The organism is Lactobacillus melliventris, assembly GCF_013346935.1.
Taxonomy (GTDB): Bacteria; Bacillota; Bacilli; order Lactobacillales; family Lactobacillaceae; genus Lactobacillus.
Map to the genome: position 1 here is coordinate 85,150 of NZ_JAAEEB010000006.1, position 23,651 is coordinate 108,800.

Annotated in this window: 22 protein-coding genes, 2 tRNA genes and 1 pseudogene; 5 read left to right on the forward strand and 20 right to left on the reverse strand. The window is 32.6% G+C overall.

Going from position 1 to position 23,651, the window contains the following annotated elements; translation table 11 throughout:
* Positions 1 to 124: 124 nt before the first annotated feature.
* On the forward strand, positions 125 to 1,096 hold the full coding sequence (locus GYV61_RS06695) for an AraC family transcriptional regulator (RefSeq protein WP_174795255.1): 972 nt from the start codon (positions 125 to 127) through the stop codon (positions 1,094 to 1,096).
* 108 nt (positions 1,097 to 1,204) lie between these two features.
* On the opposite strand, the pseudogene GYV61_RS06700 reads toward GYV61_RS06695, so the two are convergent.
* The 7 genes and pseudogenes from GYV61_RS06700 to GYV61_RS06730 all read right to left on the reverse strand — a co-directional run.
* Positions 1,205 to 1,408 (reverse strand): annotated as a pseudogene (locus GYV61_RS06700) (HigA family addiction module antitoxin); the annotation flags it as partial.
* A 248-nt stretch (positions 1,409 to 1,656) separates the two neighbouring features.
* Positions 1,657 to 2,889, reverse strand: coding sequence for a tyrosine-type recombinase/integrase (locus GYV61_RS06705; RefSeq protein WP_046324378.1), 1,233 nt, complete (start codon positions 2,887 to 2,889; stop codon positions 1,657 to 1,659).
* A 64-nt stretch (positions 2,890 to 2,953) separates the two neighbouring features.
* On the reverse strand, positions 2,954 to 3,157 hold the full coding sequence (locus tag GYV61_RS06710; RefSeq protein WP_046324377.1) for a hypothetical protein: 204 nt from the start codon (positions 3,155 to 3,157) through the stop codon (positions 2,954 to 2,956).
* Positions 3,147 to 4,187 carry a Rep family protein gene (locus GYV61_RS06715; protein WP_046324376.1) on the reverse strand — a complete coding sequence of 347 codons (1,041 nt, stop codon included), beginning with the start codon at positions 4,185 to 4,187 and terminating at the stop codon, positions 3,147 to 3,149. Before GYV61_RS06715 ends, GYV61_RS06710 begins: the two co-directional genes overlap by 11 nt.
* Before the next feature lie 163 nt (positions 4,188 to 4,350).
* The gene (locus tag GYV61_RS06720; protein WP_046324375.1) at positions 4,351 to 4,806 is read right to left on the reverse strand and encodes a hypothetical protein; all 456 of its coding nucleotides are present in this window, start codon (positions 4,804 to 4,806) and stop codon (positions 4,351 to 4,353) included.
* The gene (locus GYV61_RS06725) at positions 4,803 to 5,942 is read right to left on the reverse strand and encodes a P-loop NTPase family protein (protein ID WP_052724623.1); all 1,140 of its coding nucleotides are present in this window, start codon (positions 5,940 to 5,942) and stop codon (positions 4,803 to 4,805) included. The genes GYV61_RS06720 and GYV61_RS06725 overlap by 4 nt, the downstream gene beginning before the upstream one ends.
* Positions 5,923 to 6,261: a hypothetical protein gene (locus tag GYV61_RS06730; RefSeq protein ID WP_046324373.1), complete on the reverse strand. Its 339-nt coding sequence runs from the start codon at positions 6,259 to 6,261 to the stop codon at positions 5,923 to 5,925. The genes GYV61_RS06725 and GYV61_RS06730 overlap by 20 nt, the downstream gene beginning before the upstream one ends.
* A gap of 186 nt (positions 6,262 to 6,447) precedes the next feature.
* Here GYV61_RS06730 and GYV61_RS06735 point away from each other — a divergent pair, with 186 nt between their 5' ends.
* Positions 6,448 to 7,623: a hypothetical protein gene (locus tag GYV61_RS06735; RefSeq protein ID WP_046324372.1), complete on the forward strand. Its 1,176-nt coding sequence runs from the start codon at positions 6,448 to 6,450 to the stop codon at positions 7,621 to 7,623.
* A gap of 292 nt (positions 7,624 to 7,915) precedes the next feature.
* Here GYV61_RS06735 and GYV61_RS06740 read toward each other — a convergent pair whose 3' ends face one another.
* From GYV61_RS06740 to GYV61_RS06770, 7 genes are all read right to left on the reverse strand, one after another.
* Positions 7,916 to 9,136 (reverse strand): ATP-grasp domain-containing protein, encoded by a 1,221-nt coding sequence (locus GYV61_RS06740; protein ID WP_046324371.1) that lies wholly within the window; start codon positions 9,134 to 9,136, stop codon positions 7,916 to 7,918.
* 9 nt (positions 9,137 to 9,145) lie between these two features.
* The gene (locus tag GYV61_RS06745) at positions 9,146 to 10,042 is read right to left on the reverse strand and encodes a hypothetical protein (protein ID WP_046324370.1); all 897 of its coding nucleotides are present in this window, start codon (positions 10,040 to 10,042) and stop codon (positions 9,146 to 9,148) included.
* Between the two features lies 1 nt (position 10,043).
* Positions 10,044 to 10,661, reverse strand: coding sequence for an ATP-binding cassette domain-containing protein (locus tag GYV61_RS06750; protein WP_122025690.1), 618 nt, complete (start codon positions 10,659 to 10,661; stop codon positions 10,044 to 10,046).
* A gap of 29 nt (positions 10,662 to 10,690) precedes the next feature.
* Positions 10,691 to 12,724 (reverse strand): PEP-utilizing enzyme, encoded by a 2,034-nt coding sequence (locus GYV61_RS06755; protein WP_174795257.1) that lies wholly within the window; start codon positions 12,722 to 12,724, stop codon positions 10,691 to 10,693.
* 78 nt (positions 12,725 to 12,802) lie between these two features.
* Positions 12,803 to 14,008 carry an MFS transporter gene (locus GYV61_RS06760; RefSeq protein WP_046324364.1) on the reverse strand — a complete coding sequence of 402 codons (1,206 nt, stop codon included), beginning with the start codon at positions 14,006 to 14,008 and terminating at the stop codon, positions 12,803 to 12,805.
* A gap of 1,173 nt (positions 14,009 to 15,181) precedes the next feature.
* A tRNA-Thr gene (locus GYV61_RS06765) sits at positions 15,182 to 15,254 on the reverse strand.
* A gap of 67 nt (positions 15,255 to 15,321) precedes the next feature.
* Positions 15,322 to 16,080, reverse strand: a complete 759-nt coding sequence (locus GYV61_RS06770) for an NADPH-dependent oxidoreductase (RefSeq protein WP_174795258.1) — start codon at positions 16,078 to 16,080, stop codon at positions 15,322 to 15,324.
* Between the two features lie 140 nt (positions 16,081 to 16,220).
* Between GYV61_RS06770 and galE the strand changes: the two genes are divergently transcribed.
* Complete coding sequence (galE, locus tag GYV61_RS06775; protein WP_174795259.1) at positions 16,221 to 17,213, forward strand: UDP-glucose 4-epimerase GalE; 993 nt, start codon at positions 16,221 to 16,223, stop codon at positions 17,211 to 17,213.
* 38 nt (positions 17,214 to 17,251) lie between these two features.
* Here the strand turns inward: galE and GYV61_RS06780 are convergent, their stop codons facing one another.
* Positions 17,252 to 17,800, reverse strand: a complete 549-nt coding sequence (locus GYV61_RS06780; protein WP_174795260.1) for a GNAT family N-acetyltransferase — start codon at positions 17,798 to 17,800, stop codon at positions 17,252 to 17,254.
* Positions 17,801 to 17,986: 186 nt separating this feature from the next.
* Here GYV61_RS06780 and GYV61_RS06785 point away from each other — a divergent pair, with 186 nt between their 5' ends.
* Together GYV61_RS06785 and GYV61_RS06790 are read left to right on the forward strand one after the other, a co-directional pair.
* Positions 17,987 to 19,357, forward strand: a complete 1,371-nt coding sequence (locus tag GYV61_RS06785) for an amino acid permease (protein WP_174795261.1) — start codon at positions 17,987 to 17,989, stop codon at positions 19,355 to 19,357.
* A gap of 135 nt (positions 19,358 to 19,492) precedes the next feature.
* On the forward strand, positions 19,493 to 20,182 hold the full coding sequence (locus GYV61_RS06790) for a B3/B4 domain-containing protein (protein ID WP_174795262.1): 690 nt from the start codon (positions 19,493 to 19,495) through the stop codon (positions 20,180 to 20,182).
* Positions 20,183 to 20,222: 40 nt separating this feature from the next.
* Here the strand turns inward: GYV61_RS06790 and GYV61_RS06795 are convergent, their stop codons facing one another.
* The 5 genes from GYV61_RS06795 to GYV61_RS06815 all read right to left on the reverse strand — a co-directional run bounded on the left by GYV61_RS06795 (position 20,223) and on the right by GYV61_RS06815 (position 23,613).
* Complete coding sequence (locus GYV61_RS06795; RefSeq protein ID WP_174795263.1) at positions 20,223 to 20,585, reverse strand: DUF956 family protein; 363 nt, start codon at positions 20,583 to 20,585, stop codon at positions 20,223 to 20,225.
* A 6-nt stretch (positions 20,586 to 20,591) separates the two neighbouring features.
* Positions 20,592 to 21,509, reverse strand: a complete 918-nt coding sequence (locus tag GYV61_RS06800) for a PTS system mannose/fructose/sorbose family transporter subunit IID (RefSeq protein WP_174795264.1) — start codon at positions 21,507 to 21,509, stop codon at positions 20,592 to 20,594.
* Positions 21,510 to 21,536: 27 nt separating this feature from the next.
* Positions 21,537 to 22,346: a PTS mannose/fructose/sorbose transporter subunit IIC gene (locus GYV61_RS06805; RefSeq protein ID WP_110445630.1), complete on the reverse strand. Its 810-nt coding sequence runs from the start codon at positions 22,344 to 22,346 to the stop codon at positions 21,537 to 21,539.
* A 17-nt stretch (positions 22,347 to 22,363) separates the two neighbouring features.
* The gene (locus GYV61_RS06810; RefSeq protein ID WP_174795265.1) at positions 22,364 to 23,374 is read right to left on the reverse strand and encodes a mannose/fructose/sorbose PTS transporter subunit IIA; all 1,011 of its coding nucleotides are present in this window, start codon (positions 23,372 to 23,374) and stop codon (positions 22,364 to 22,366) included.
* Between the two features lie 166 nt (positions 23,375 to 23,540).
* A tRNA-Asn gene (locus GYV61_RS06815) sits at positions 23,541 to 23,613 on the reverse strand.
* Between the last annotated feature and the right edge of the window lie 38 nt (positions 23,614 to 23,651).

The following is a 23,651-nucleotide window of genomic DNA, read 5'->3' on the forward strand; positions in this document are numbered from 1 at the left end:
TTTATTCATTAGTTTTATAGCACCATAACATAAGTATTAATTACATTTATTTATAAACTTATCTATTCTGAAGATAATATCAAATAACAATATGATAGGTAGTTATATTTGAGGTAGTAAATGGATGAACAATGAATTACTAAGCAAACTAAAAGAACTAAATCCGGTGGAAAAAAAGCAATATAATGAACAACTTTTTATTAATGACTTTAACGATAAAACCTTGCTACATGCTTCAGACAAAAAATTTGTCCCTATTTTTACGGAGGAATTTTTTAAAGGTAAAAACATATATGTCAGTAAGCACAACCGCTTTGCGCCCTATCCTAAACATACCCATACATTCTTGGAAATGAATTATATGGTATCAGGAAGTGCCAAGGAAAAAGTGAATGGTCATACCATTTATTTAAACGAAGGAGATATTTTATTATTAGGTGTCGGCACTACCCATTCAATTGCTACTCTGGGTAAAGATGACATTTTGATAAATATTATTTTCAGAAATAATATTAGTTTCTCTTTAGAAAATTTAAGAATCATTGGCAAGACCAAGAATGTTCTGTCCAGCTTTATTTTGGCCAATGACAACTCACATGATTTTATGATTTATAGAAAAAAGCATACTGAATCATCAATTCGCCAAATAGCCAATTTAATAATTGAAGAATATTACTTTGACAAAAATTTTTCTGATAAGCTGATTGACAGTTACCTCAATTCGTTATTGATATTGTTATCAAGAAATACCAACATCCATTCTGACAAGATTTTAAAAGAAAATACTCCCGATATTATTCTTTATATTTTGAAAGAAATATCTGCTAACAGTGCCAACATTTCTCTATCTTATATTGCAAAAAAGACTAATTATAGTCGCTCTTACTTAGGCAATTTATTTAAGAAAACTGTGGGTAAATCTTTTTCAGATGCACTAACTGAACAACGGCTACTAGATGCATACAACCTACTTAATTCAACTAATTTGTCAATTTCTGATATTATTCAAAAGGTAGGAATTTCAAACAAAACTTTCTTTTACCAAAAGTTTAAGAATAAATTTAACTGCCTTCCTAGTGAAATTCGCTATTTTTAAATAAAAAAGATCATTCATTTAACCTCAATTAGGTCATGAATGACTTTTAAGCCAATTAATACACTGATAAATCTGTTTACGAAAAGCTATATCTTCCTGTAAATTTTAAAAATACTTGTTACTCACGCCAAATACTCTTCCTAATCTAATAGAAGTATCGACTGTTATTCCAATTCTATCATGCAATATGTTTTGAATTCTTGAAGTAGGCACACCTATTAATTTTGCTAGTTTATATGCAGAAATTTGCAACGGCTTCATAATTTCTTCTTTTAGTATTTCTCCAATTGTGGGTTTCGTAATTTTACTCATTTTATTAAACTCTCGATTAGTGATAATCAACAATTTCTACATTTGTAAAAATATTTTGTTTTTATTCTGAAGTTTTACCTGATTATCCAAATCTATTTAATACAGGTGCAATATAAAAAACCTTTCAAGCGCTCACCCATTAGGACTTCTTTGAAAGGTTTTGAACTATCTGAAATTTAAAAATGCTGATTGCCAGTGTAGCATTAACCTTTTAAGCCTTGCTAATCTAGCATTTACAACTATTGTATCTAATTTTGTGTGACTAACTGTGAGCTAACGACATTTAACATATCTTCGTTCTTATCTTGGTCAACATGAACATAAACTTTCATAAACGTTTTTAGTGAATGTCCTAACCGATAAGCTGCCCAAGGGTAACTCATACTTGGAATATTAGCTAATTTAGTTGCTATAGTATGACGACAAGTATACATACTAACACGCAAGCCACGATTATTAACGCCTATCTTTTTACAGATTTTACGCATCATGTCATTTAAGCCACGTTGATCTATTGGCATCCCTAACGAACATAAATTATAAGTAGTTAATGCTAATAAAATATAATCCTGTTCATTATCTAAACCATATTCTTGCAATACATCTGTTTGCTTTTCTTTAAAAATCATTAATATTTGATATAAGTTTTCAGATATTGGCAAAGTTAATCTTTTAGCCCCTTTAGGTCTAGTTTTCAAATGACCATTTAGCTTCTTTGCCTTGCTATTCCAAGAATCGTTAATTTCAAACACTACTTTACCATGATCTTTAGTCAAATTAGCCCATTTCAAAGCTTGAATTTCTTGCGGTCGCATTCCTGTCTCTAAAGCAATCCAGATTGCCAAGCGACTACACCAATAATTAGGTTTTATTGACTTCAACCGCTCCTTAATATCAGTGATAATGGCAATAATTTCTTTATCAGAAAAAACATATTTTTCATCTGGTACAGTCATTTCATCATTACGAAAGAATTTATACAAGGCTTTTATAGGAACAGGATTTTTTACTATCTTGTCCAGTGAACTAAAGTAACATCTAATATTTTGTAATTGGCGGTCAATTGTTGTATGTGGTGCTACACTGGCATGATGTTTTTGCACATAATTACGGGCAAACTGTCGAATATCAGTTTCAGTAATATCTTTTACTTTTTTATCACCAAAATAGTCTTTTAATAGCCTAATTGTATAAGTCCATGCTTTATAAGTAGTTGCCGATTGCCATCTACCTAACTTATGCTCGCTTTCGATAAAACTTTTATATGATTGCACTAGCGGTTGACTCAGTTCTTGGTAATTGCCGTGCGGATTAGAACGGAAATCTACCCACATTTTTTCATATAAAGCCTTAGCTGCCCGATAATTGTCGGCAACTTGACTAGGAACAGGAATAACTTTCCCAGTATGCTCATCTCTTGGTTGTATTCTTACTCGATACTTACCAGCTTTCTTTCCTTTATTAATTTTACTAATTGGCATGTTTATTCTCCTTTTACTTTTAGGAAGAACATACCCTTGATTACTTTAAATTTTACCACAATAATCACCGCTTTCTGATCCAATTTACTACTTCATCATAGTTATAAAATTTCCTACCCCCTGGCGTTATGCGGTGAAACGGCATACCTAATTTAGTTAATTTGAAAAAATAAGTATTAGAAATTTCTAACTTTTTTGCTATTTGTCGGGCATTTAATAACTCATTGCCAAACATTTTTACATCTTCTTTCATTGTTTTATCTACCACCAAATAACTCTTCAAATTCAGATTCATTATCTTGAAAAACTTCCGCAATAAATTTTGGTGTAATATGAATTGCATGAACCCGCCTTTTAAGCTGTTCAAAGGTATCTGTTTTTTCATCAGCAATTTTCACATGTTGATAAAATTCAAACGGACTATAAGGAGTAGTAATAATCAACATTTCAACATTTAATTTCACATCATGGTAGCGTCTTGGTGCTACTTTATCATGCTCATAAGGATCTAGTAGCCTTAATAAGTCGGCATATCTAAAATCATTGGGACGCAAATCATTCAGAATTACATAATGTTCACCATGATAATCTTGAAAGTAATCCCGACTGCTGCCTAAGATAGCAACTTTTTCACCACGAACTAGCTTATTTGCATAACGTGTTTTACCAACTCCAGCTTCGCCCCATAACCAAATTGTTTCTGCTTTGCGATCATGATATTCATGTAACCATTCCTCATGCTTTTTATCCGCAATTAATTTAGTAATATTGTCAATCACGCTTTTTCTTTTAGCAACTTCAGCTAAACCAATAATATCCGCTAATTCTTGATAATCAATTTCTTCATTAGCATATTGCGTTAAGAAATTAGCCACTACTTTAGAATTTAACCTGCTTTGGTTAACACTGCTTTGTATTTCAGTAATCCTTGCGGGAAAATCAAATGAAGCCACCACACTATTAGGATCGTATTGATACTTATCTTTAGCTTCCAATGTTGCATGAATTAGATAGCTATAAGCATTACTGATTCTTCCTTGCCAAACTTCTAAATATTGCGGTTTATCATTAAAAAGCCTTACAACATGAGAAAGTATTTGCGGATTAGCATATTTTAAGACCACATGTAGATGTTTCCTAATTAGCCTATTACCTTGATCCAAATCTTGGTCATGAATGATATAAGCCCACTCTTGAATATTAGCCTTAGTTAAAATATTGGTTAGTTCAGTAAAATCTATCTTTAAATGGGCAAAATCTTGCATATACATAAACTGTCTAGCTCTAATCTCTGCCATATAATTCCCTTCTGCACAGTTTGCACACTTTTAACATTTGCCATAACAAGCCCAGCAAATGTTGTCACATCAGTGCTTAGCACACTTACACAGTAGAATATTTATAAATTATGCAAGGTGCCATTCTTTTTGTCTTGAGGACAAAGCTGGCACCTTGCTTCTATTAAATTCTTGTACCGGTTAAAACAAACTGATCATGATAATAGTCTGGTCTACTTACAAAACGATAATTGTCTAAATTATCCATTAAAAATAATCTAAAATCTTCTGAACTAAGCATTTCCCTAATTCGCTTTTTAACTTCTAATTGTGATGATAATTGAAACCAGCGTTTAGTTGGAACTATTATCTGCACACGCCCCTTATTATCAAGGTATTTAACACTAGCCCAACAAACCACTTTGTTAACAGCAGAAATTATTTTATCTGGTTTTTCTGGTTCCATGAGCTTCAATGTTTGTTCTAAAGCAATGGTTTTAGAAATTGATTTACCATAAAATTTCAGAAAATAATGTACGATTAACAGAATTACTAGAATAATCAGCAAAATTACGCTGATCTTGCCAAGCAAAGCAATTAATTTATCAAATAACTTATTAATTAAGTCTATTCCCTTCATGATTCTTCTCCTTTGGTTATTGTCGGCATGGCAAGTGGTTCAATCCCGTAATGTTTACCATCATTAATCTCAATTATTCCCGTTCCTAAGCCGCCAATAGGGATAGACAAGCCATCAATCATTGACGGGAACAAATACTGAACGGTTGCCTTATCTATTCGTCCTAGCAAAATTCTAACGTTCATCTGTGAGCGAATTGGAATAGGCACAATATCATTTCTAGCAATTTGACTAGTAATAATTAAATTAATTAAGCTTTCTCTGCCAAGTAAGGCAATTAATTCTAATTCGCGGTATAAATCTTTAACTTGTCTTGAAGTTGACGCTAAACCCAAAGTTAAGCTGGCCATTTCTTCCAAAACAACAAAAATTGGTGGCACATTGATTTCGTTAGCGTCAGTGCTAATCTTATTTGAAACTTCATAAAGCTTACTTTGCCTTAACTGCATTTCATTAACCACAGCAGCCAATTCCGCATTCACCCTAGTTAGAAAATCTTCTGGTCGATCGCTATCTTCTGGAATTAATAATTTAATTTCAGAGTGTTTTTTAGCATATCTCGCACCATCAGACTTTTTGGGATCAATCATAATAACTTGTGCTGGTTCATCACCATTTTGATTAGTTAAACGACTAATTATTTCTTCTAAATAACGTAAGGCATAGCTTTTACCGCTACCTGTATTACCGCTAATAATCCAAGTGGTGGCATTCCTGCCAACAGTTAATCCCCGCATCAACGGTATTTCCTTATTTAAATCATAGTCAGCCACAATTTTAGTAATTGTGCCGACGAAACGTTGTTTCTTACCCTTGTAACCTGGAAAATAAAAACCCCTAGCTGTTGCTAATTGTTCACCGTCCACTTCTACTAATTGCATGGAAGTAGGTCTAACACAGGTATATTCAGGGAAAACAGCTGCCGAAATAATATCGTAAATACGATAATAAGTATCAGTATTTAATACCAAATTTGTTGGGTAGCGCGGAATAAACAAGAAACCATACGGCTCCTTAATTACTTCTAAGACCAGATAAGATTGCTTAATTGTACTTGCTTCATCAGATAAGACACTATCAAGCACATTTTCAATGTAATTACAGATAGTTGTATGCTTACCCTGCAATGATCTCATCTCCTTTAATGGAAACCTGAACATAGCCCCGTTGATTAGCCCACAGATTGACTTGATCATTCTTAATAGAACTCTTATCAAAATCGATCATTTTACCAGCTTTCAAATCACCAACTTTTTTAAGCTTAAAGTTTAGCATTTGGCCATTATTAACATTATTTTTATCAACCGTGATTGCCATTCTTACTAGATAAGGATATTCAGCAACATCTTTGGCATTATCATACTTTTCACTGGCTTTACGTTCGCTTATACCTGTAATAATTGCGGTGATACCAGTTAATACTTGTTTTGCTGTTAAATTTATTTTGATTGTCATACTTATCTCCAATCTAATCGCTTTTTTACATGCGCTTACATAATTAGGTGTAAAATTTTATTTACACCCATATCAAATACTGAAGATGTCTTTGATTGCAATCAGATTTAATCTTCACAATTGAGTATATGCCTTTTAATCAAGAAAAAGGTTCCCGAAAAAATTCAGAAAAAAACGGAGTAAAAAATGCCTAAACTACCAAGAATTCCAAGTACATTAGCCGAATTAATCAATAGTTATAAAAAAGAAAAACATATTAGTGATATTCAAGTTATTAAAAAAATCAACAGTCTAATTGAAAACGAAAATGATAAGATTCAATACAAAGTAGATAGATTTCAAAAATTGGGAAAAGCAAAGATATTGATTCCTTCAACTTTTTCAGATTGGACTAATTTAACCTCCAAAAATCCTAAACGTCCTATAAATGGTGTTCAGCGACAAGCTATCGCAAATTTATTAAACAAAGATTATATTGAAACAATTTTCGCTAATGGAGCAGAAATTATTCCATTTATGGATAAAGTCTTTTCATATATCTGCGATGTTTTGACAAAAATTCGCGATACACCAAAAAAACGTAAATTTCCAGAGTTTAAATCTCTTAACCAAGAGACTTTAAAAGAAGATTTAATTAGACGCGGTTATGAACAGATAGCTACGCTAATTGATCCAATATGTACTTATGAAATAGCAAGAAATTTTATAATGTTTGAAACAGACAGGATATTAAGTAACATTCAATTAACTTCAGTTGTGACGTGGCTAAAAATCAATTATGACACTTCTATAGGTAGAGCTGGATTACTAACACCTGAATTATTTAACACAATCAATAGTGGGGAAGCAATTTTTCCAAAATTCTATGCTTTTAACACAAAAGTACCAATAGAGTTACTAAACAAAAGTTACATAGACAATGAGTCAATATATAATTTCTTAATATTAGCAATCAAAAAAATTGAATCTCTTCTATTAAGAAATATCTTTGACGAAAACCAATCCAATTCACTGGACAAAAACTTTAAATTCTTAAGATACAAGAACTTATACAAAAGTTTAAGTAAAGAAATAAATCAGTTAAACACGATGCCTAGAAAAGAAACTAAAGCAATCATTAATTCTGTTATCGGACTAATTAAATCCTTAATAAGTAAAATAGCTAAAATTGGGGTTGAAAATATGGAAATAATAAACAATTCTGGCTACGCTATTCCACCAATTACTTCAATCACATCTGCACATATCATTGTAGGAAAAACACTCTTAAATTCCTCAATTAAAGAGACAGATGAAGAAATTATAATTCTGATAAATAAATTCCAAAATTCTTTTTTTAATACACAAACCCAACACACATAAAATAAAATGCACTACCCCAATAAAAAATGATCTGAACCCTGAAATTAATTTGTCCTAATTTTAGGGTTCAGATCAAAATACTATAATAGTGTATTAATAACAATGTAATTATAGAAATGTATACTTTTTTAGGCTGTACGCTAAACTGCCTAAAAGCTAAATAACTATTTGAATTTAACAAGCTTCAATTAAAAAGAGTTACAATTGATCAAAATTGTAACTCTATAAGAAAAAGTATTTCTTAACTTAACGACATTACTAAAATTAAAACATCGCCTTTTTATTTAAATCGTTATATCTTATTTGGCTTTAACAAATTCAACAATATTTTTTCTTTCTTTTCAAGATCTAATTGAGAAGAATAATTAAAAACAACAGTATAAGCCTGAATAGTCATCCAATTTTCTTCTGTTATGATTACTTTCCGATTATCGAGATAGGATTTTTTAAATAGTATCCAATTAGGAAAATCTAACATATTATTTATTAATTTTTTTTGATTTAGTGAAGAAAAACGTGGTGAAAACGAAATTGAAGTCAGTCTATTACGTAGTTTTAAATTACCCAATATTATAGCGTCTGTTGAACTAGTCAACAATTTAGCATACATTTGTTTAACATCTACATTATATTCTGCCATAATCAGTTCAGGAATATATGCTCCTCCAAATCTTGCTGCTCCCTCACAAAATTTAATTGTTCGTTTTTTAGTATCAACAAACCATTCAAAGTGAAAAGGAATAACCTCTGCATTAGTTGAAACATTGATTAAAATGTTTTTTGCCATCTTTTCTATTTTTTTTATTAATTTTGGATCTTTCTCATACAAATCAGCTGTTTTAACTTTTAAAGGAGCAGTATTTTTTTCAGAATCAGAGATTTTTTCACCATACTGATGAATAGTAACAAAAATATTGCCATTAGTATACAAGCCGTCGCTTGTATACATGCTGGTATAATTTACTTTTTCCTCCATCAAATAATTATTTAACGAGATTGGAATATGATTAAGATCTGACTCTTTATTGACATAGTATTGCCCACGGCTTGAATATAAGGCTCTCGGCTTTAACACTATACCATTCGGGTTTGTTTTTAAAAACTTCTTTGCATTTTCTTTTCCTGTATATTCTGAAAAATTAGGTTCTGGTACAATATTTCCAAGAAATGACCTCATTAATAGTTTGTCTGTCAACAAATATGAAGTAACTGCAGACAAACATTTTTTATTTGATCTAGAATTTCTGTCATTTAGTATGCCACATAATTCTACTAAATTTTCGTCAAAGGTCACACATCCAACATTCTCATTACTTATATTTTTCGAAATATTTTCAACCGCTTCAACAATATTTTCTATAGAAAAATCATCAAGTTCAATTGTGTCGATATAACTTGGAAAAGTTTTTTTCTTATATGTATGAATTATAACCTTAAGATTCTCATTTTTTCGTATAGTTTCTACAAACGTCTTAACACTTTGATAGCCAAATTCATGAATTAATATTATCATTTTTTCTCCTTAAAAATTCGAAAGTACATAGTCTTGAAATCTTTTTCTTCGCTGTAAAGTCTCTTTATCAAATACACCTGAGCTTCTCTGAGGAATAGAAAAATCTACTTTTCCTTTCCATTGCATTGCTCCAGCTGCTCCAATAGAGGTCCCATACTTAGGTTGAATTAAAATAATTATCTTTTTTTGCTTATAAATGCTTACACCATAATTGCAGAAGCAATTGTAATACTTATTTGCTACATCAAGCATTGCAAAATGAATTTCTTGAAGAATAAAAACTAATTTTTCTAAATCAATTTCACAAAACTGCTTCCATTCTGTAATTACATTAATACCAACCCCTAAGCCATATTTTTTGCTTTTTTTGATTCCTATAGATCGTTTATTAAACAAATATTTGAAATAAACACACGCCTCCTCTAGTTTTTTATCAAATTCACTTAGATTAATCTCTTTAATTTTCAATTTATTCAGTTCATAGCTAGAAAAAGTGTTAATATGTAGGTGAAAAGCTGGTAGCGACATTGCTGATTTATTAGAAATATTTGATGAAATATTATAAATTAGTTTTGTGGTTTCAGGATATATTTTAAATTTCTTTTCTAACTTAAAATTCTCTATTTTTTTTTGAATATCAATCCCTGTCTGCAAAATAGTTTTAAATTCTTTTTTATTATTAATAATTTCATCAATCCCATCTAAGCTTGAAAAGGCTAACATAATATCAAATAAAGTATGGGGATGCAGCTTGTCTATTGCAATAATTCCTCTGTGTTTTTGATTTCCTAACTTAATTATTCCTAGTCGTCCACCAAGGAACATTTCATCTTTAATTTCATTTTCTTTATTTAGATCACAAAATTTTATCTCAGGTATATCATATTGACCGATTTTTATTTTCATATTAGAAAGTTATCCTCTTATTTTTAATTTTTATAACTTTATTTGTTAGCAATGCCAAATCGTTTTTATTATGACTAACAAATATAAGTGTAATTTTATTATTTTCTATCCATTTATTAAGAAAAGTAAACAGTTCTCTTCTCTTATTGTCATCTATTCCATTAAAAGCTTCATCTAATATTAAAAGATCTGGTAAACTTAGTAATGCGACACCTACTAAAACTACTTTTCTTTGTCCTCCCGAAAGAGTGCCATATTTCTGCTGGAATAAACTGTTTAAACCTAATTGATCAATTATGAAATTTCCTTGTATATCACTGATTTTAGATAAATGTTTAGCTCTTCTAATTATATAATTAACCCCAAGCCAATTTGGGAATTCATCAAATTGTGGAACAAAAAACGTTCTATTAAAATTGTTTTCTATTATTCCATCGAATTTTTTATCTAAACCAGCTAGCATATTTAAGAACGTCGTTTTGCCAATTCCAGAGTTTCCTACAATACCCATTCTGTCCCTATACTTAATACGAAATTGCTCGCATTCAAATAAAACTTCATTACCCACATATTTTTTTAAGTCGTTTATTATTATCTCTTTTTTCTTATAAATAATCATACTCTTTCGTACTCATATACTTGTTAAAATCATTCTTTTTTAATGTCATAAAATACCTCCTTGCTAGTAATTGGCCTAACTTGAAAAATTTTGAAATTTCCAAATTTATCTATAGTCCATTCGACATCAATATCAAAAGAAAACTCAGATTGAATTTTTTTAAGTTGTAAAAATAGTTCTTTTTTCCAATCTTTGTCTATATTTTTCATTTCATTATCAATATACCCACTAAATCTTTCATTCACTTTTCCTTTGACAACATCTTGAGGTCCATTTTCAGAAACTTCTGTGATAAATTTATTAGTATTTTTTTCTAAAAAAGAAACACCTCCTATTGAGCTAGCTATATACGGCTGGATAAAAATTTGAAGATGATTTGCCTTTTCCATTTTTCTTAAAGTTTTGGTAAATGAATTAAAATTATTACTACATTTTATTGATTCATATTTTCCAGCCATCGAAAACTTCAAACCATCCTCTTCAGAAGAGGAACTTCTAATAATCAAAAATTTTGTTTTCCACATATTAACAGTAGATTTATATAATATTTCATTCAGTTCTAATAAATTATATTTTTTTGGATCAAACGAAATTGCAATTCCATCTAAAACAGGGTAGCCTTTTCTTTTTAGTAAAGATAATCTAGCTACCTTTGAACCAAATATTTTAGCGTCTATTTTAGTTCCTATCAAAGCAACATTAATATCTCTCAAATTTGCAACTAATCCTATTGTGCCATTAAGAATCAAATTGTCTTTATTTTGTATTTTTCTTATCAAGTTTTTAATGCCAACTAAACAGGGCTTTTTTAATTCTCTTGCAACTATTGACGCGTGACTTAGAATTCCCCCTTCTTCAGTAATAGAACCTGCACACTCATAAAATGAATCTACCAAATTAAAATCAGTTCCAGGTGCAACTAATATTTCTCCCTTTTTTAACTGGTTACTATCCGTTGAATCATTAACTAAGTGTGCTTTACCAATAACTAAACCTCTGCTAACAGGTACGCCTCTCATTAATTTTAAAGTTCTACTGTTTGAGGTTTTGCTGGCAAAATTAGTAATCAATAATTTAGTATTACTATTTGCTTCTGTTTTAATATTTTCCTTACGACTTAATACGACACCTTTTGATCGCTCTTTTATAGTATTTTTTGAAACTCTATAATCTTCATAAACTGCTTTATACAATTCCATTAACATATAGAATTTTCCCTCTTGTGGCAAAATTTTTAGTTTTGATAATAAAGTATTGAATACTCTGTTTTTTTCTGTTGATACTTGTCCCATTAAAAATTTATTTTTATCCCTTAATTCAAAAATTTTGGAACTGTAATTTCTCAAACATATTGCTAAATCCATATTTTTAAATGCAATTTTATCTTTTCTTCTCCCATAAGAAGGTAAAAAACTTTCCTTATTAGTATCTTTCACAAATTGCTTTTCTTTTTCATTATTACTATTTTTTTCCTTAAAATTACCATATGCTGTTTCTAAGCCACCATATTGATTTGTATAAATTTGTTCGGCTTCTTTATTAGTAATCAACCCTTTTCTTTTCTTTTCAGAGAGAGAAACTTTCAATTCAATTGCATCTGTTAAAATAGAGTGTGAGTCTCCCAACAGCCAATTAAATGCATCAGTACCAAAGTTTTGTTCACTTTGAAGAAATTTTTTAATGGCATAATGTAGACCTTCTTCAATTTGAACCAAATTTATACCATAAATTTCATTTAAAGCACAAAAATGTAATTTAATTAATGTATGACATAATATTTTAGGACTATCAGAGTTCAAGTCCCGTTGAGCTATCGATTTTAGAAGTTTTTTTAGTTCTGTTTTGGGAAATTCTATGTAATGATTCAATCCGATTAAAAAAGATCTATCTTTTTCAAGAAATTTATTACCTACATATTCCTGGAGAAAGTTCCACTCTTTTTCCGGTGCATAAGCTTGAAAAATTCCATCTCTGTAAATTGAAATAATATTTCTAAACCGTACTGGATTAATTTCTAAATCAACTTGACTGTACAGATCTTGTAAAAATTCCACATCTATCATTTTGTCCACATTTCTGTGATTAATAATTTTATAATTATCATTTACTGTATTTGAAAATAACATTATTTATCCTTTCACTTAATCTAAATGATGTGAGTTAAAAAATATAAGACCAAACTTCATCAGCACAAAAACAATAAACTCTCCAAAACCGATTATAATAAAAGCCGACCAATCTAAAATATTTAAAATTGAAAAAGTATATGTACCTATTGGTGCAAAAAGTGTGGATATTGTAAAAACAGCACCAAAAACCCTACCCATAAATTCATCAGGTATTTCAGATTGAATACCTGAAATCATTTGAATATTAAAAAATGTAAGGCAAAGCATAGCTAATGAAATCAGTAGTAAAATTAATATATTACTAAATTTGAAAATAGATACAAGTAAAGTTGCTAACGACATACCTAATAGGAAATTACTATATCTTTCAGGTGTCAGACTTTTTTTAGATATACCATTCAATAAAGCACCCAAGATATTACCTACTGAAGAGGCAACCAATACATAAGCGTATAAATTTTTGCTGTTACTTATTTTATTAATAAAAGGCAATGTAAAGTTATAACCTGCCAAGAAAAAATTTATTAAGCTACTGGAAATTATGATAATCAGTAACTTTTTATTGTTCCATATATATTGGCTTCCTTCTATAAAAGAACCTATTAAGTTATCTCGTTTTTTTAAATCAATAGCTCTATCATTTACTATAAGTGTTAATCTACATTCAATTAAAGCTGACACAAAAAAACTAAGCGAATTTATAAGCATTCCAATTTTAAAGCCAAATCCATTAATAATTATCATTCCTAGTATAGGAGACAAGACATTTATTACTTCAGAAACTGATTTAGAATACGAATTATATTTATAAATGTTTTTTTTGGATAATAGATCTTTAATAATTGCTTTATATGCAGGACTGTTAAAAGAATAAAGAATTGCAAGAATTATGTTTACAACTATTAAATTCCAAGCTTTTTTAGATGAATAGTTTAAGTAGACTATCAATGTTACAATTCCTGAAAGGATATCTGTATAAATTAATAATTTCTTTCTGTTTTTTTTATCTGCAAAAACGCCACCCACTAAATTGAATAGCAGACCAGCTATTGCTTCCCCCCCTTGATACAATCCCATATAAAGATTTGTGTTATTACTTAATCCTGAAATTACAAGTTGATTAGCGTAATCAAAAATTTGTGTACCAAAACTATTTGTTTGTCCACTTATCAATAAGTTTATTATGTTTGCTTTTTCTATATTTGTTTTCTTTTTCATCTATTTCTCCTTAGTAAATACTTAACAGAGTATAAATTAAATTAATTAAAAAGTAAATGATAACTTTCATATTTTTATAAAATATAATTTACCATTTTTATAATTATTTTTAATGAAATTATTAACAACTGATAACACATACGAAGCTCAATTGCTAATATTTCAGAAAACAAATTTTATAAAGCTTAATTTAAATACTGGTAACATCTAAAACTATTTTCAAAAAAATAAAGATATATCTTAGATTTGAATGAAACATTTTGGTGACATATACCTATTCTATGAGTACGGAATACTTGCCTGCTTTTATAATCATAAAAAGTACAAATATGTTAGCAACTACTGTGCTATTGTTTAAAAAATTTCACAAATAAATTGATAAAAATCAAGACAGTATAAAAACTATCACATTGAATAGTGATCTAGAATTCACTGATATGGTCAAAATACAAAATTTATTTTATACACTCATATTACTCATAGGAACTAAGAGATAGCTAAAACTATAATTTTATTTTATATCAAACTAATTCATTTATTATGATGCTCTCTCTTTTTATTTTGTTTATACATTAAGAATCTTTAGAGAGATTCCGTAAATCTCTTCCAACTATTTATCTTAGAACTTAATTCAGCCTCATTAGCAACTTGTTGCATAACTAACTTAATATTGTTGAACACGATGCTCATCAAAATCTATTAAATAAACATAACATGGGTATAACTCTATAACTTAGTCAAAAAATAAGGCTAGTGGAATCCATAATAAATAAAAAATATTTGGAAAGCAGCGATCCTTATTCTTAGCGATTTAATAATTTTTTACTTAGTTATTACTACAACAACTTTAATTGCTGCTAATTTTGTGAGAAACATAAAATTGCGATCGAGCTAAAACAGATAAATTATTAAAGAAAAAGTAATATATCTCCTTAGTCACACTCAGTCACACAAAAAAGCAAGCAATTAAGCCTGCTACATCAAGAGTTATGTTCATTCCTGAAAAATTAATAACGACAAATTTTCAACTTATTTCACATTGTGTGACTAGCAGTGTGACTGACCACAACATTTCACATTAATTTACAACTATTTAAAACACTTCATAACAAGCAAAAGCCCGTCATATCAAGATTGATACAACGGGCTTTAATGCTATATTTGCCTTTGTTATGCTGATTGCCAGAATCGAACTGGCGACCTTTTCTTTACGAGGGAAACGCTCTACCAACTGAGCTAAATCAGCAACTTTCACAACGTTTAAATTATACCAAAACAAAAAAAGTCGTGCAATCGAATGTACGACTTTTATTTTATTTCCAATCTAGACAAAGCTCTTGCTTGTGCAACAATTCTGGCAACTCATCACGGTCGATTCTTTTGTCATTTAATTTATCACCTGTTATTTGTTTAGTAAAAGAATCAATGCGCCTATTGGCATCCCGCAAATCATAGTAAGTTGTAACTACTTGATCATATTCTTTTAAGTCTCCCACTTTAAAATCACGCGGATACTCATTTTCAAAAGTCGTAAATTCGAGTGGCAAACGCGGCTTTAATTGTGGCTCTTGATCGGGAATACCTACTTGCATCCCCAAAGCTGGAAACGTTAATTTAGGCAAGTCTAGCACTTCCAACATTTTTAAAGGGTGATCATTAATGGTTCCTAGTGGCACATAACCTAAATCCATGCTTTCAACAGCATTAGCCACATTTTGCCAAGCAAGTAATGTGTCGTCCATCCCTTGAAAGAAAATATCAGTGGTATGAACGCGGCCGTCATCCTTACCTAATTGGCGGCGAATTTGTTGGTTGCGGTATAAATCTACCACAAAGATAAACAAATCTCCTTCTGCTCCGACATATTTTTGTCCGCACAATTCCCTGATTTTAGCCCTTTTACCTTCATCAGTAATATGAAGCATTGTCGCATTTTGCATAAACATGCTGGTCGCTGTATGTTGAAAGACGGTGTACAAAGTATTTAATTGTTCTGCATTTAGTGTTTGATCTTTAAATTTTCTGATAGAGCGGTGATTAATTTGATGGTTGATGGTTGCATTATGAATCATTTTGATACTTCTTTCTTACTATCTTACTAAAAGTAACTCTATTGCAAATTTATTTTACTGTCAATAAATTATCTTTTAAACGGCCAGAATGTGCTAAAATTTAGACGGAATACAAAATTACTAATCCAGTGGAGGAAATTATGCGCGTTTTAGTTATCGGCGGTGCCGGTTATATTGGCTCAGTAGCTGTTAAAAAATTAATCGAACAAAATAATGATGTTGTTGTTTTGGATGCTTTATATACAGGACACAGAAAGGCAGTTAATCCTAAAGCCAAGTTTTACCAAGGAGATATTGAAAACAAGTTTTTAGTCAGTCAAATTTTGCGTAAAGAAAAGATTGAGGCAGTCATGCACTTTGCTGCTTATTCTTTAGTACCAGAATCTGTGCAAAAGCCACTTAAATATTATGATAATAATGTTTCTGGCATGATTTCCTTATTGGAAGCAATGAAAGATGCCGGTGTAAATTATCTGGTCTTTTCTTCCAGTGCTGCCACATATGGCATCCCTAAGAAGTTACCAATTACTGAAGATTCACCTCTTAATCCAATCAGCCCTTATGGCGAAACCAAAGTAATAATGGAAAAGATTATGCACTGGGCAGATAAAGCTGATGGTATCAAGTCAATTGCATTGCGCTACTTTAACGTAGCTGGGGCTGCAAGTGATGGGTCAATCGGAGAAGATCACTCTCCAGAAACGCACTTAATCCCCAACATTCTAAAAAGTGCTGTCAGTGGCGATGGCAAATTTACCATTTTTGGTAACGACTACGACACTAAAGATGGCACTAACGTAAGAGATTACGTTCAAATCGAAGATCTAATTGACGCACACCTATTAGCATTAAAGCACTTAGTTACAACTAATAAATCTGATGTTTTCAACCTCGGAACTGCTCATGGCTACTCCAACTTGGAAATCTTACAAGCTGCTCATAAAGTTACCAATGTTGAAATTCCATATACTATGGGCCCACGCCGTGCAGGTGATCCTGACAGTTTAGTTGCCGATTCAGCTAAAGCCAGAACTATTTTAGGCTGGGAGCCGCAACATGAGAACGCCGAAGATATGATGACAAGTGCATGGAAATGGCACCAAAGTCATCCTCAAGGATATGCAGATAAATAACAAAATTGCTGGTAAGTTTTACCAGCAATTTTTTTTGTTTAGTTTTTAGGGTTAAATGTGATATATAACTCCATATCACAGAACTTGCCGTGATACTTGACTTCATCTTTGAGCCTGGCCACATGTTCAAAGTGCAGTCTTTCTGCAATGGCTCTACTAGGTTTATTATTATGATCTGCCAGTAATTTAATGCTGTGCAACCCAAATTGGTTAAATGACACATCTACTAATTTTTTAACGGCCTGGGTCATGATTCCGTTACCCTGATATTTTTGTCCCAACCAATAGCCTATTTCGCCGCTTTCATTTTTTAGCTTAATATTGTGCAGATCAACCATTCCAGCTGGTTTGCCATTGACAAGAACAACCAGGACCAGTTTCTTATAATTTGCGGTGTCAACTCGCATTGCCTTAATAAAATCAACCTCATCTTTGACACTCGCAATCTTACCAGCCCAGGGTAAGAAGTGTGCCAGCTGATCACGGTCATGAACAATAATTTCATATAAAGCTTCCGCATGACTGACTTCCGGTAATACCAAACTAATCTCCAAGTTGTTAACAGTAAATTGGCCAATGGTAAACATTAAATCTTCCTCCTTAATTTATTTTTAATAAAGTATATGATACTACAATTTGTCTTTAAATAAAGCCCTTTTTAACATAACAAAATTTACAATTTGTCCAAATTTTGGTTTGATTAAAAACATACGCCTATGTATAATGCTATAATTTAATAATGTAACTAATTTTTAAGTATTTGGAGTGATTTAATGAGCGAAGAAGAGGAAAATAACGGTTCTGGTTACGAACGAACTTTGACTAACGCGCATATTCAATTGATTGCCCTGGGTGGCACAATTGGGACTGGTTTATTTCTAGGTGTAGGTAATAGCATTAGACGAGCCGGTCCCAGTGTCATTCTGATTTATGTCGTCGTTGGTATTTTCTTATTTCTACTAATGCGAGCTTTGGGTGAGCTAATTGTTTCAGATTTATCTAAGCATACCTATATTGACTTTATTGAAAAATATTTGGGTAAAAATACTGGTTTTATCTCCGGGTATCTTTACTGGATTAGTTGGGTTACCTTGGGTATGGCAGAAATGACAGCCTTAGGCATATACTTTCAATACTGGTTCCCCCATTTACCCACATGGGTGCCTGGATTAATCACGATCGCAATTTTGCTATTTATCAATTTACTTTCTGCGCGGCTTTTCGGTAATTTGGAGTTTAGTTTTGCCATTATTAAAATTGTGACAGTTATTGCCTTTGTGATTTTAGTAGCCTATTTGTTAATAACTGGTGGAAAAACCACTTTTGGACCTGTTACTTTAGCCAACTTATCCATTCACGGTGGTTTTTTTGCTAAAGGAAGTACTGGCTTTTTCTCCGGTTTCCAAATGGTTATCTTTAGCTTTGTTGGAGTTGAATTAGTAGGTTTGACTGCTGCCGAAGCCCAAAATCCTAAAGTAACTATTAGAAAGGCCATTAACGAAGTACCAATGAGGATAATACTATTTTATGTTCTCGCTATTATCGCTATCCTAGTCGTTATTCCCTGGGATAAGGTGGCTACAAATTCCAGTCCGTTTGTGCAGACTTTAGCGGCAACCGGTATTCGCAATGCTGGTTCAATTATCAACTTTGTTGTCATTTCTGCCGCTGTTTCTTCAACTAATAGTATTCTTTATAGTGCTGGCCGGTTGCTATTTTCTGTCACCTTTAACGGCAAAGGCAAATGGAATCAGACATTTGGTCACCTAAGAAGACAATTACCACAAAATGCTTTAACTCTATCAGCCTGCTTAATGGCCTTAGCACCATTTGTTATCATTATTATTGGCAATGAGGCATTTAATTTTATTTCTTCTACCTCTACCAGTATGTTTTTAATTATCTGGTGTCTGATGCTTTTAACTCATATAGCCTATCGGAAAAAGACACCTGAACAAGAACTAACCGACTTCAAAATGCCAGGGTTTCCTTTTTTAGATTATATTACCTTAATCTTTTTTATTTTAATGATAGTTTTACTATTAATTTTACCTGCTAACAGGATAGCAATGATTTCAGCCCTGTTAACCTTCATAGTTTTGTCAACCGTGTCTAAAATTTGGCATAAAGAAAAGGCGGCCTAATTATACTTGCATTTGAAAATCTTTTATATTAAAATTTTAGCAAATTAAGCAATATCGCCACCGGGCGACAGCACTTAGCAAACTCTTTAGGTCTTAGTAGAGTTTGCTAGGTGTTTTTATTTTTGGAGGTAACTCATGCAAGAACTAATTGTTGATAATACTTTTTGGGCAATTTTTCCCCAGGCAAAAATTTACACATTAATTGTTAATGGTATTAACAATCACATCCCTGATAATACAGAAAAATATCAAACTTTGCTCAACCAGGCTGAAGAAGAAGCAAAACAGTATTTAACGGCTAAAGATTTTAAAGACAACATTGTTATTGCCGAATGGCGGGAAGTTCTTACTAATTTTAAAAAGAAAAAGGGGGCTCGTTCTTCAATTGAGGCCCTCTTAAAAAGAGTTTCTCAAGATAAAATTTTTAATCCCATTAATCCTTTAGTGGATATTTATAATGGCGTCTCTTTAAAGTACGCCGTTCCTTGTGGTGGTGAAGATCTTGATCAAATTACCGGTCAAATGCACCTTGGTGTAGCAAGTGGAAATGAGGATTTTTACCCCTTAGGAGCTGAAAAAAGTGATCCGCCTAGAGCAGGTGAAGTAATATATTATGATCAAAGGGGTGCTGTATGTCGTTCACTTAATTGGCGCGATGGCAAGAGGACTATGCTGACAGAAGATACTACCAATGCAATATTAATCATGGAAGCTATAACTGATAGTCAAAAGGAAAGAGCTGACAAAGCAATTCAGGCTTTGAAACAGAAAATTGCTGTAGAATTAGGTGTTGTGGGAGACATAAGTATTAAAACCAATAATTAACAAAAAATTCCTAGACAATTAATTTTGTCTAGGAACTTTTTTAATTATGTCTTATTCTTCTTTTTATTTTTTGCCATAATCCCAGCGCTTGTCGCATATGTTCAGCGGGAACATATTGACGAATAGCACGTAAAGTTTTCTTATTATCTCGCGTAGTAAAAATAAACTTACCATTTGCACGAGTGCGAATTTCAAAACGAGGTATATAGCGTCCATGAAAATAAACATCCGCTACCACGTAGGTAACCTCTTGCCAAGGAATTTGGACATAATCAGAGACATTGCGATCATTATAGAATTCAAACGCCTTATCTCCAACCATTACTTTACCGTATGTTGATAACGCACGAAACCAAGTTGCATTTGCTGTTAAATCAACTTCAGTATTTTTTGATTCAACCATTTTAGATTAAAGCACATGCAAAACGTGTAAAACAACACCGACAATAAAGATGGCAATAATGATCAAAATTGGTGAAACTTTCTTCTTTAATAGCCACATACAAAGGAAAGTAAGTAGCAGACCGGCTAATCCCGGAATTAAGCTATCCAAGTTGTTTTGTAAAGTAGTTACTTTAAACTTAGTTAGTGATAAGCCGTTAGCTTGATCTATTAAAGCTTGCTGAATTCCTTTGGCACCAGCAGGAAGTGATCCCCAATCAATATAGCCACCTTTTTGAACAGGTGTCTTTGAAACAATCGGAGTGAACTTAATGTTAACCCAGCGTTCAATTAAGGAACCTAAAACAAACATACCCATCATGGAAGCGCCACGAGTTACTTTTTGTAAAAGACCACCAGACATATCATTGGTAATCGCAGAACCGGCCTTGTAACCAAACTCCTGTGTATACCACATGAAGGCCAATCTAATTACATTCCAAATAACGAAGAACAAAATCGGTCCTAAAACGTTACCCTGAATAGCCATTGAAGCACCTAAAGCACCAACTATTGGTCTTACCGTGTACCAGAATACAGGGTCACCAACACCAGCCAAAGGTCCCATCATTCCGACCTTAACACCTTGAATAGCTTCGTCTTCAACTTTAGCACCATTAGCCTTGTCTTCCTCTAAGGCTAAAGTAACACCTAAGATAGGTGATACTAGATAAGGGTGAACGTTAAAGAATACCAGGTGTCTTTGCAAAGCAGCTGCCATGTCTTCCTTTTTAGGATAAAGTTTTCTTAAAGCAGGAATAAGCGAATATGCATAACCACCGTTCTGCATTCTTTCATAGTTCCATGAAGCTTGCAAAAATTGTGAGTGCCACATAACTTTGAAGCGGTCGGCTTTAGTTAATTTTATTTTTTTATTATCAGCCATTATAAAATCCTCCTCTTAAATATCACTCTAATAGTCATCTATGATATCGCCGAGTGGATCGCCGGTACCGTCATTATCAGAATTTGAGCTACCGCCATTGCCACCTTTTGACTCTAAAGATAAGTACATAAGTGCTAAAGCTAAGCCAATTGCACCTAAAGCAATCAAAGTTAAATCTTTTATTGCTGCCAGAGCAAATCCGATGGCAAAGAATGGCCAAACTTCACGACTGGCCATCATGTTGATAACCATTGCATAACCAACAGCAACGACCATAGCACCACCAATTGACATACCGTCGCTTAGCCATGCTGGCATTAAGCCCAGCCAGTATCTAACTTGTGAAGCAGGAATAGCTAACAGCAATGCAGCCGGAATAGCGATTCTTAATCCCTGCAGACAAACATCAAGCCATTGCCACATATTAATTTTACGCCAATCGCCCCTTTTAGCATCGGCATCCATAATGTGGACAATACCAGTAGAAATTGTCCGTACGATCATAGTCAAAAACAGTCCGGCAACGGCTAGGGGCATGGCAATACCAGTAGCCATACCAATACCTTTTGTTCCTTGACCACTTTGAACCAAAATGATAGCGGAAGCAACTGAAGCCAAGGCGGCATCAGGAGCAACAGCAGCACCAATGTTAGCCCAGCCTAGGGCAATCATTTGTAAATATCCACCTAAGATAACACCTAAAACCAGATTACCAGTTACGAGGCCAATTAATGTACAAGCAACCAATGGTTGGTGAAATTCCCATTGGTCTAAGATGCCTTCCATACCTGCAAGAAAGGCAACTATGACAACTAAAATCATTTGAATAGCGTTCATTTTTTACTCCTATTCTCTTACTTGTTTTGTTCGTCAAGCAAACTTTGAGCTTTATTTAAAATAGCTTCCATATTGCCTTCTTTATCTGTTGGAACTTTCCGCACATCGTACTTGACTCCCATTTTTTCAAGTTCGTGGAAAGTATCAACATCTTCTTGATTCATAGACAATACGTTATTTGCATTGACATCTCCGACTTTGTAAGACATTGAACCGACATTAACAGTCTTAATGTCAACACCTGCTTTGATTACTTTTAAAACATCTTCTGGATTTTCAAAAAGCAGTAAGGCATGTGTATTACCAAAACGGGGATCTTTAGCAATCTCCACCATCTTCTTCAACGGAACAGTATGTGCTTTGACACCTGCAGGAGCGGCTTCACGAATCATGCTTTTACGCATTTCGTCTTTAGCCACACTATCGGAAACTACAATTACACGATCCGGGTGCATAGTCGGTATCCAGCCTGTAGCTACCTGACCATGCAAAAGACGTGAATCAATGCGTGCTAAGACAAACTTAATATGACCATCACCAACAACTGTACCTTCAGGAATAGTTTTCTTATTAGCTGAATTAACAGGTTGGGACTGTTTTTGAGTTGCTGCAGATTCCTGTGGCATTAAGTCCGCTGGCTTGGTTTTAATACCATCCTTTGCCGGCTCAACAATAGCAGTTGCAATCTGATGAGCAGTGGCAGCAGGATTGGTCATCCTTTGTGTCAATGCTTCAACAACCATTGGTAAGTTCATACCGGTAACAATAGCCCAATTAGGGTGCTTTTCAAGCAGTGCATTGGCTTGATTAAATGGCGTACCTCCCCACAAATCAACTATCAGCAAAACTTCATCTTGATTTTCAAATGAAGCAATTGCTGTTTCCATTTTGCCTCTAATGTCATCTGGACCTTCATCGGGTTTCAAAATGACATGAGCAAAATTATCTTGTTCGCCAAACAGCATTTGCGCAGATTCCGCAATACCGTCAGCAAAACCACCATGGCTGGCTAAAATAATTCCTACCATGAGATTTCCTCCTTTAGATAAAACATATCCGTTGTCATTTTACCCTGAAAAATGTTCTATGTCACATTTTCTAAAAATTAGCTCACCTATTTCTAATATATTAATTTTTGTCATTTAAATAATCAAACACAAAAAAAGAGGACCTTTTGGTCCTCTTCTCTCTTCGCTCCGGCTGTCAGACTCGAACTGACGACATCTTGATTAACAGTCAAGCGCTCTACCAACTGAGCTAAGCCGGAATACTAAAAAGCACGGCAGCGTCCTACCCTCGCAGGCA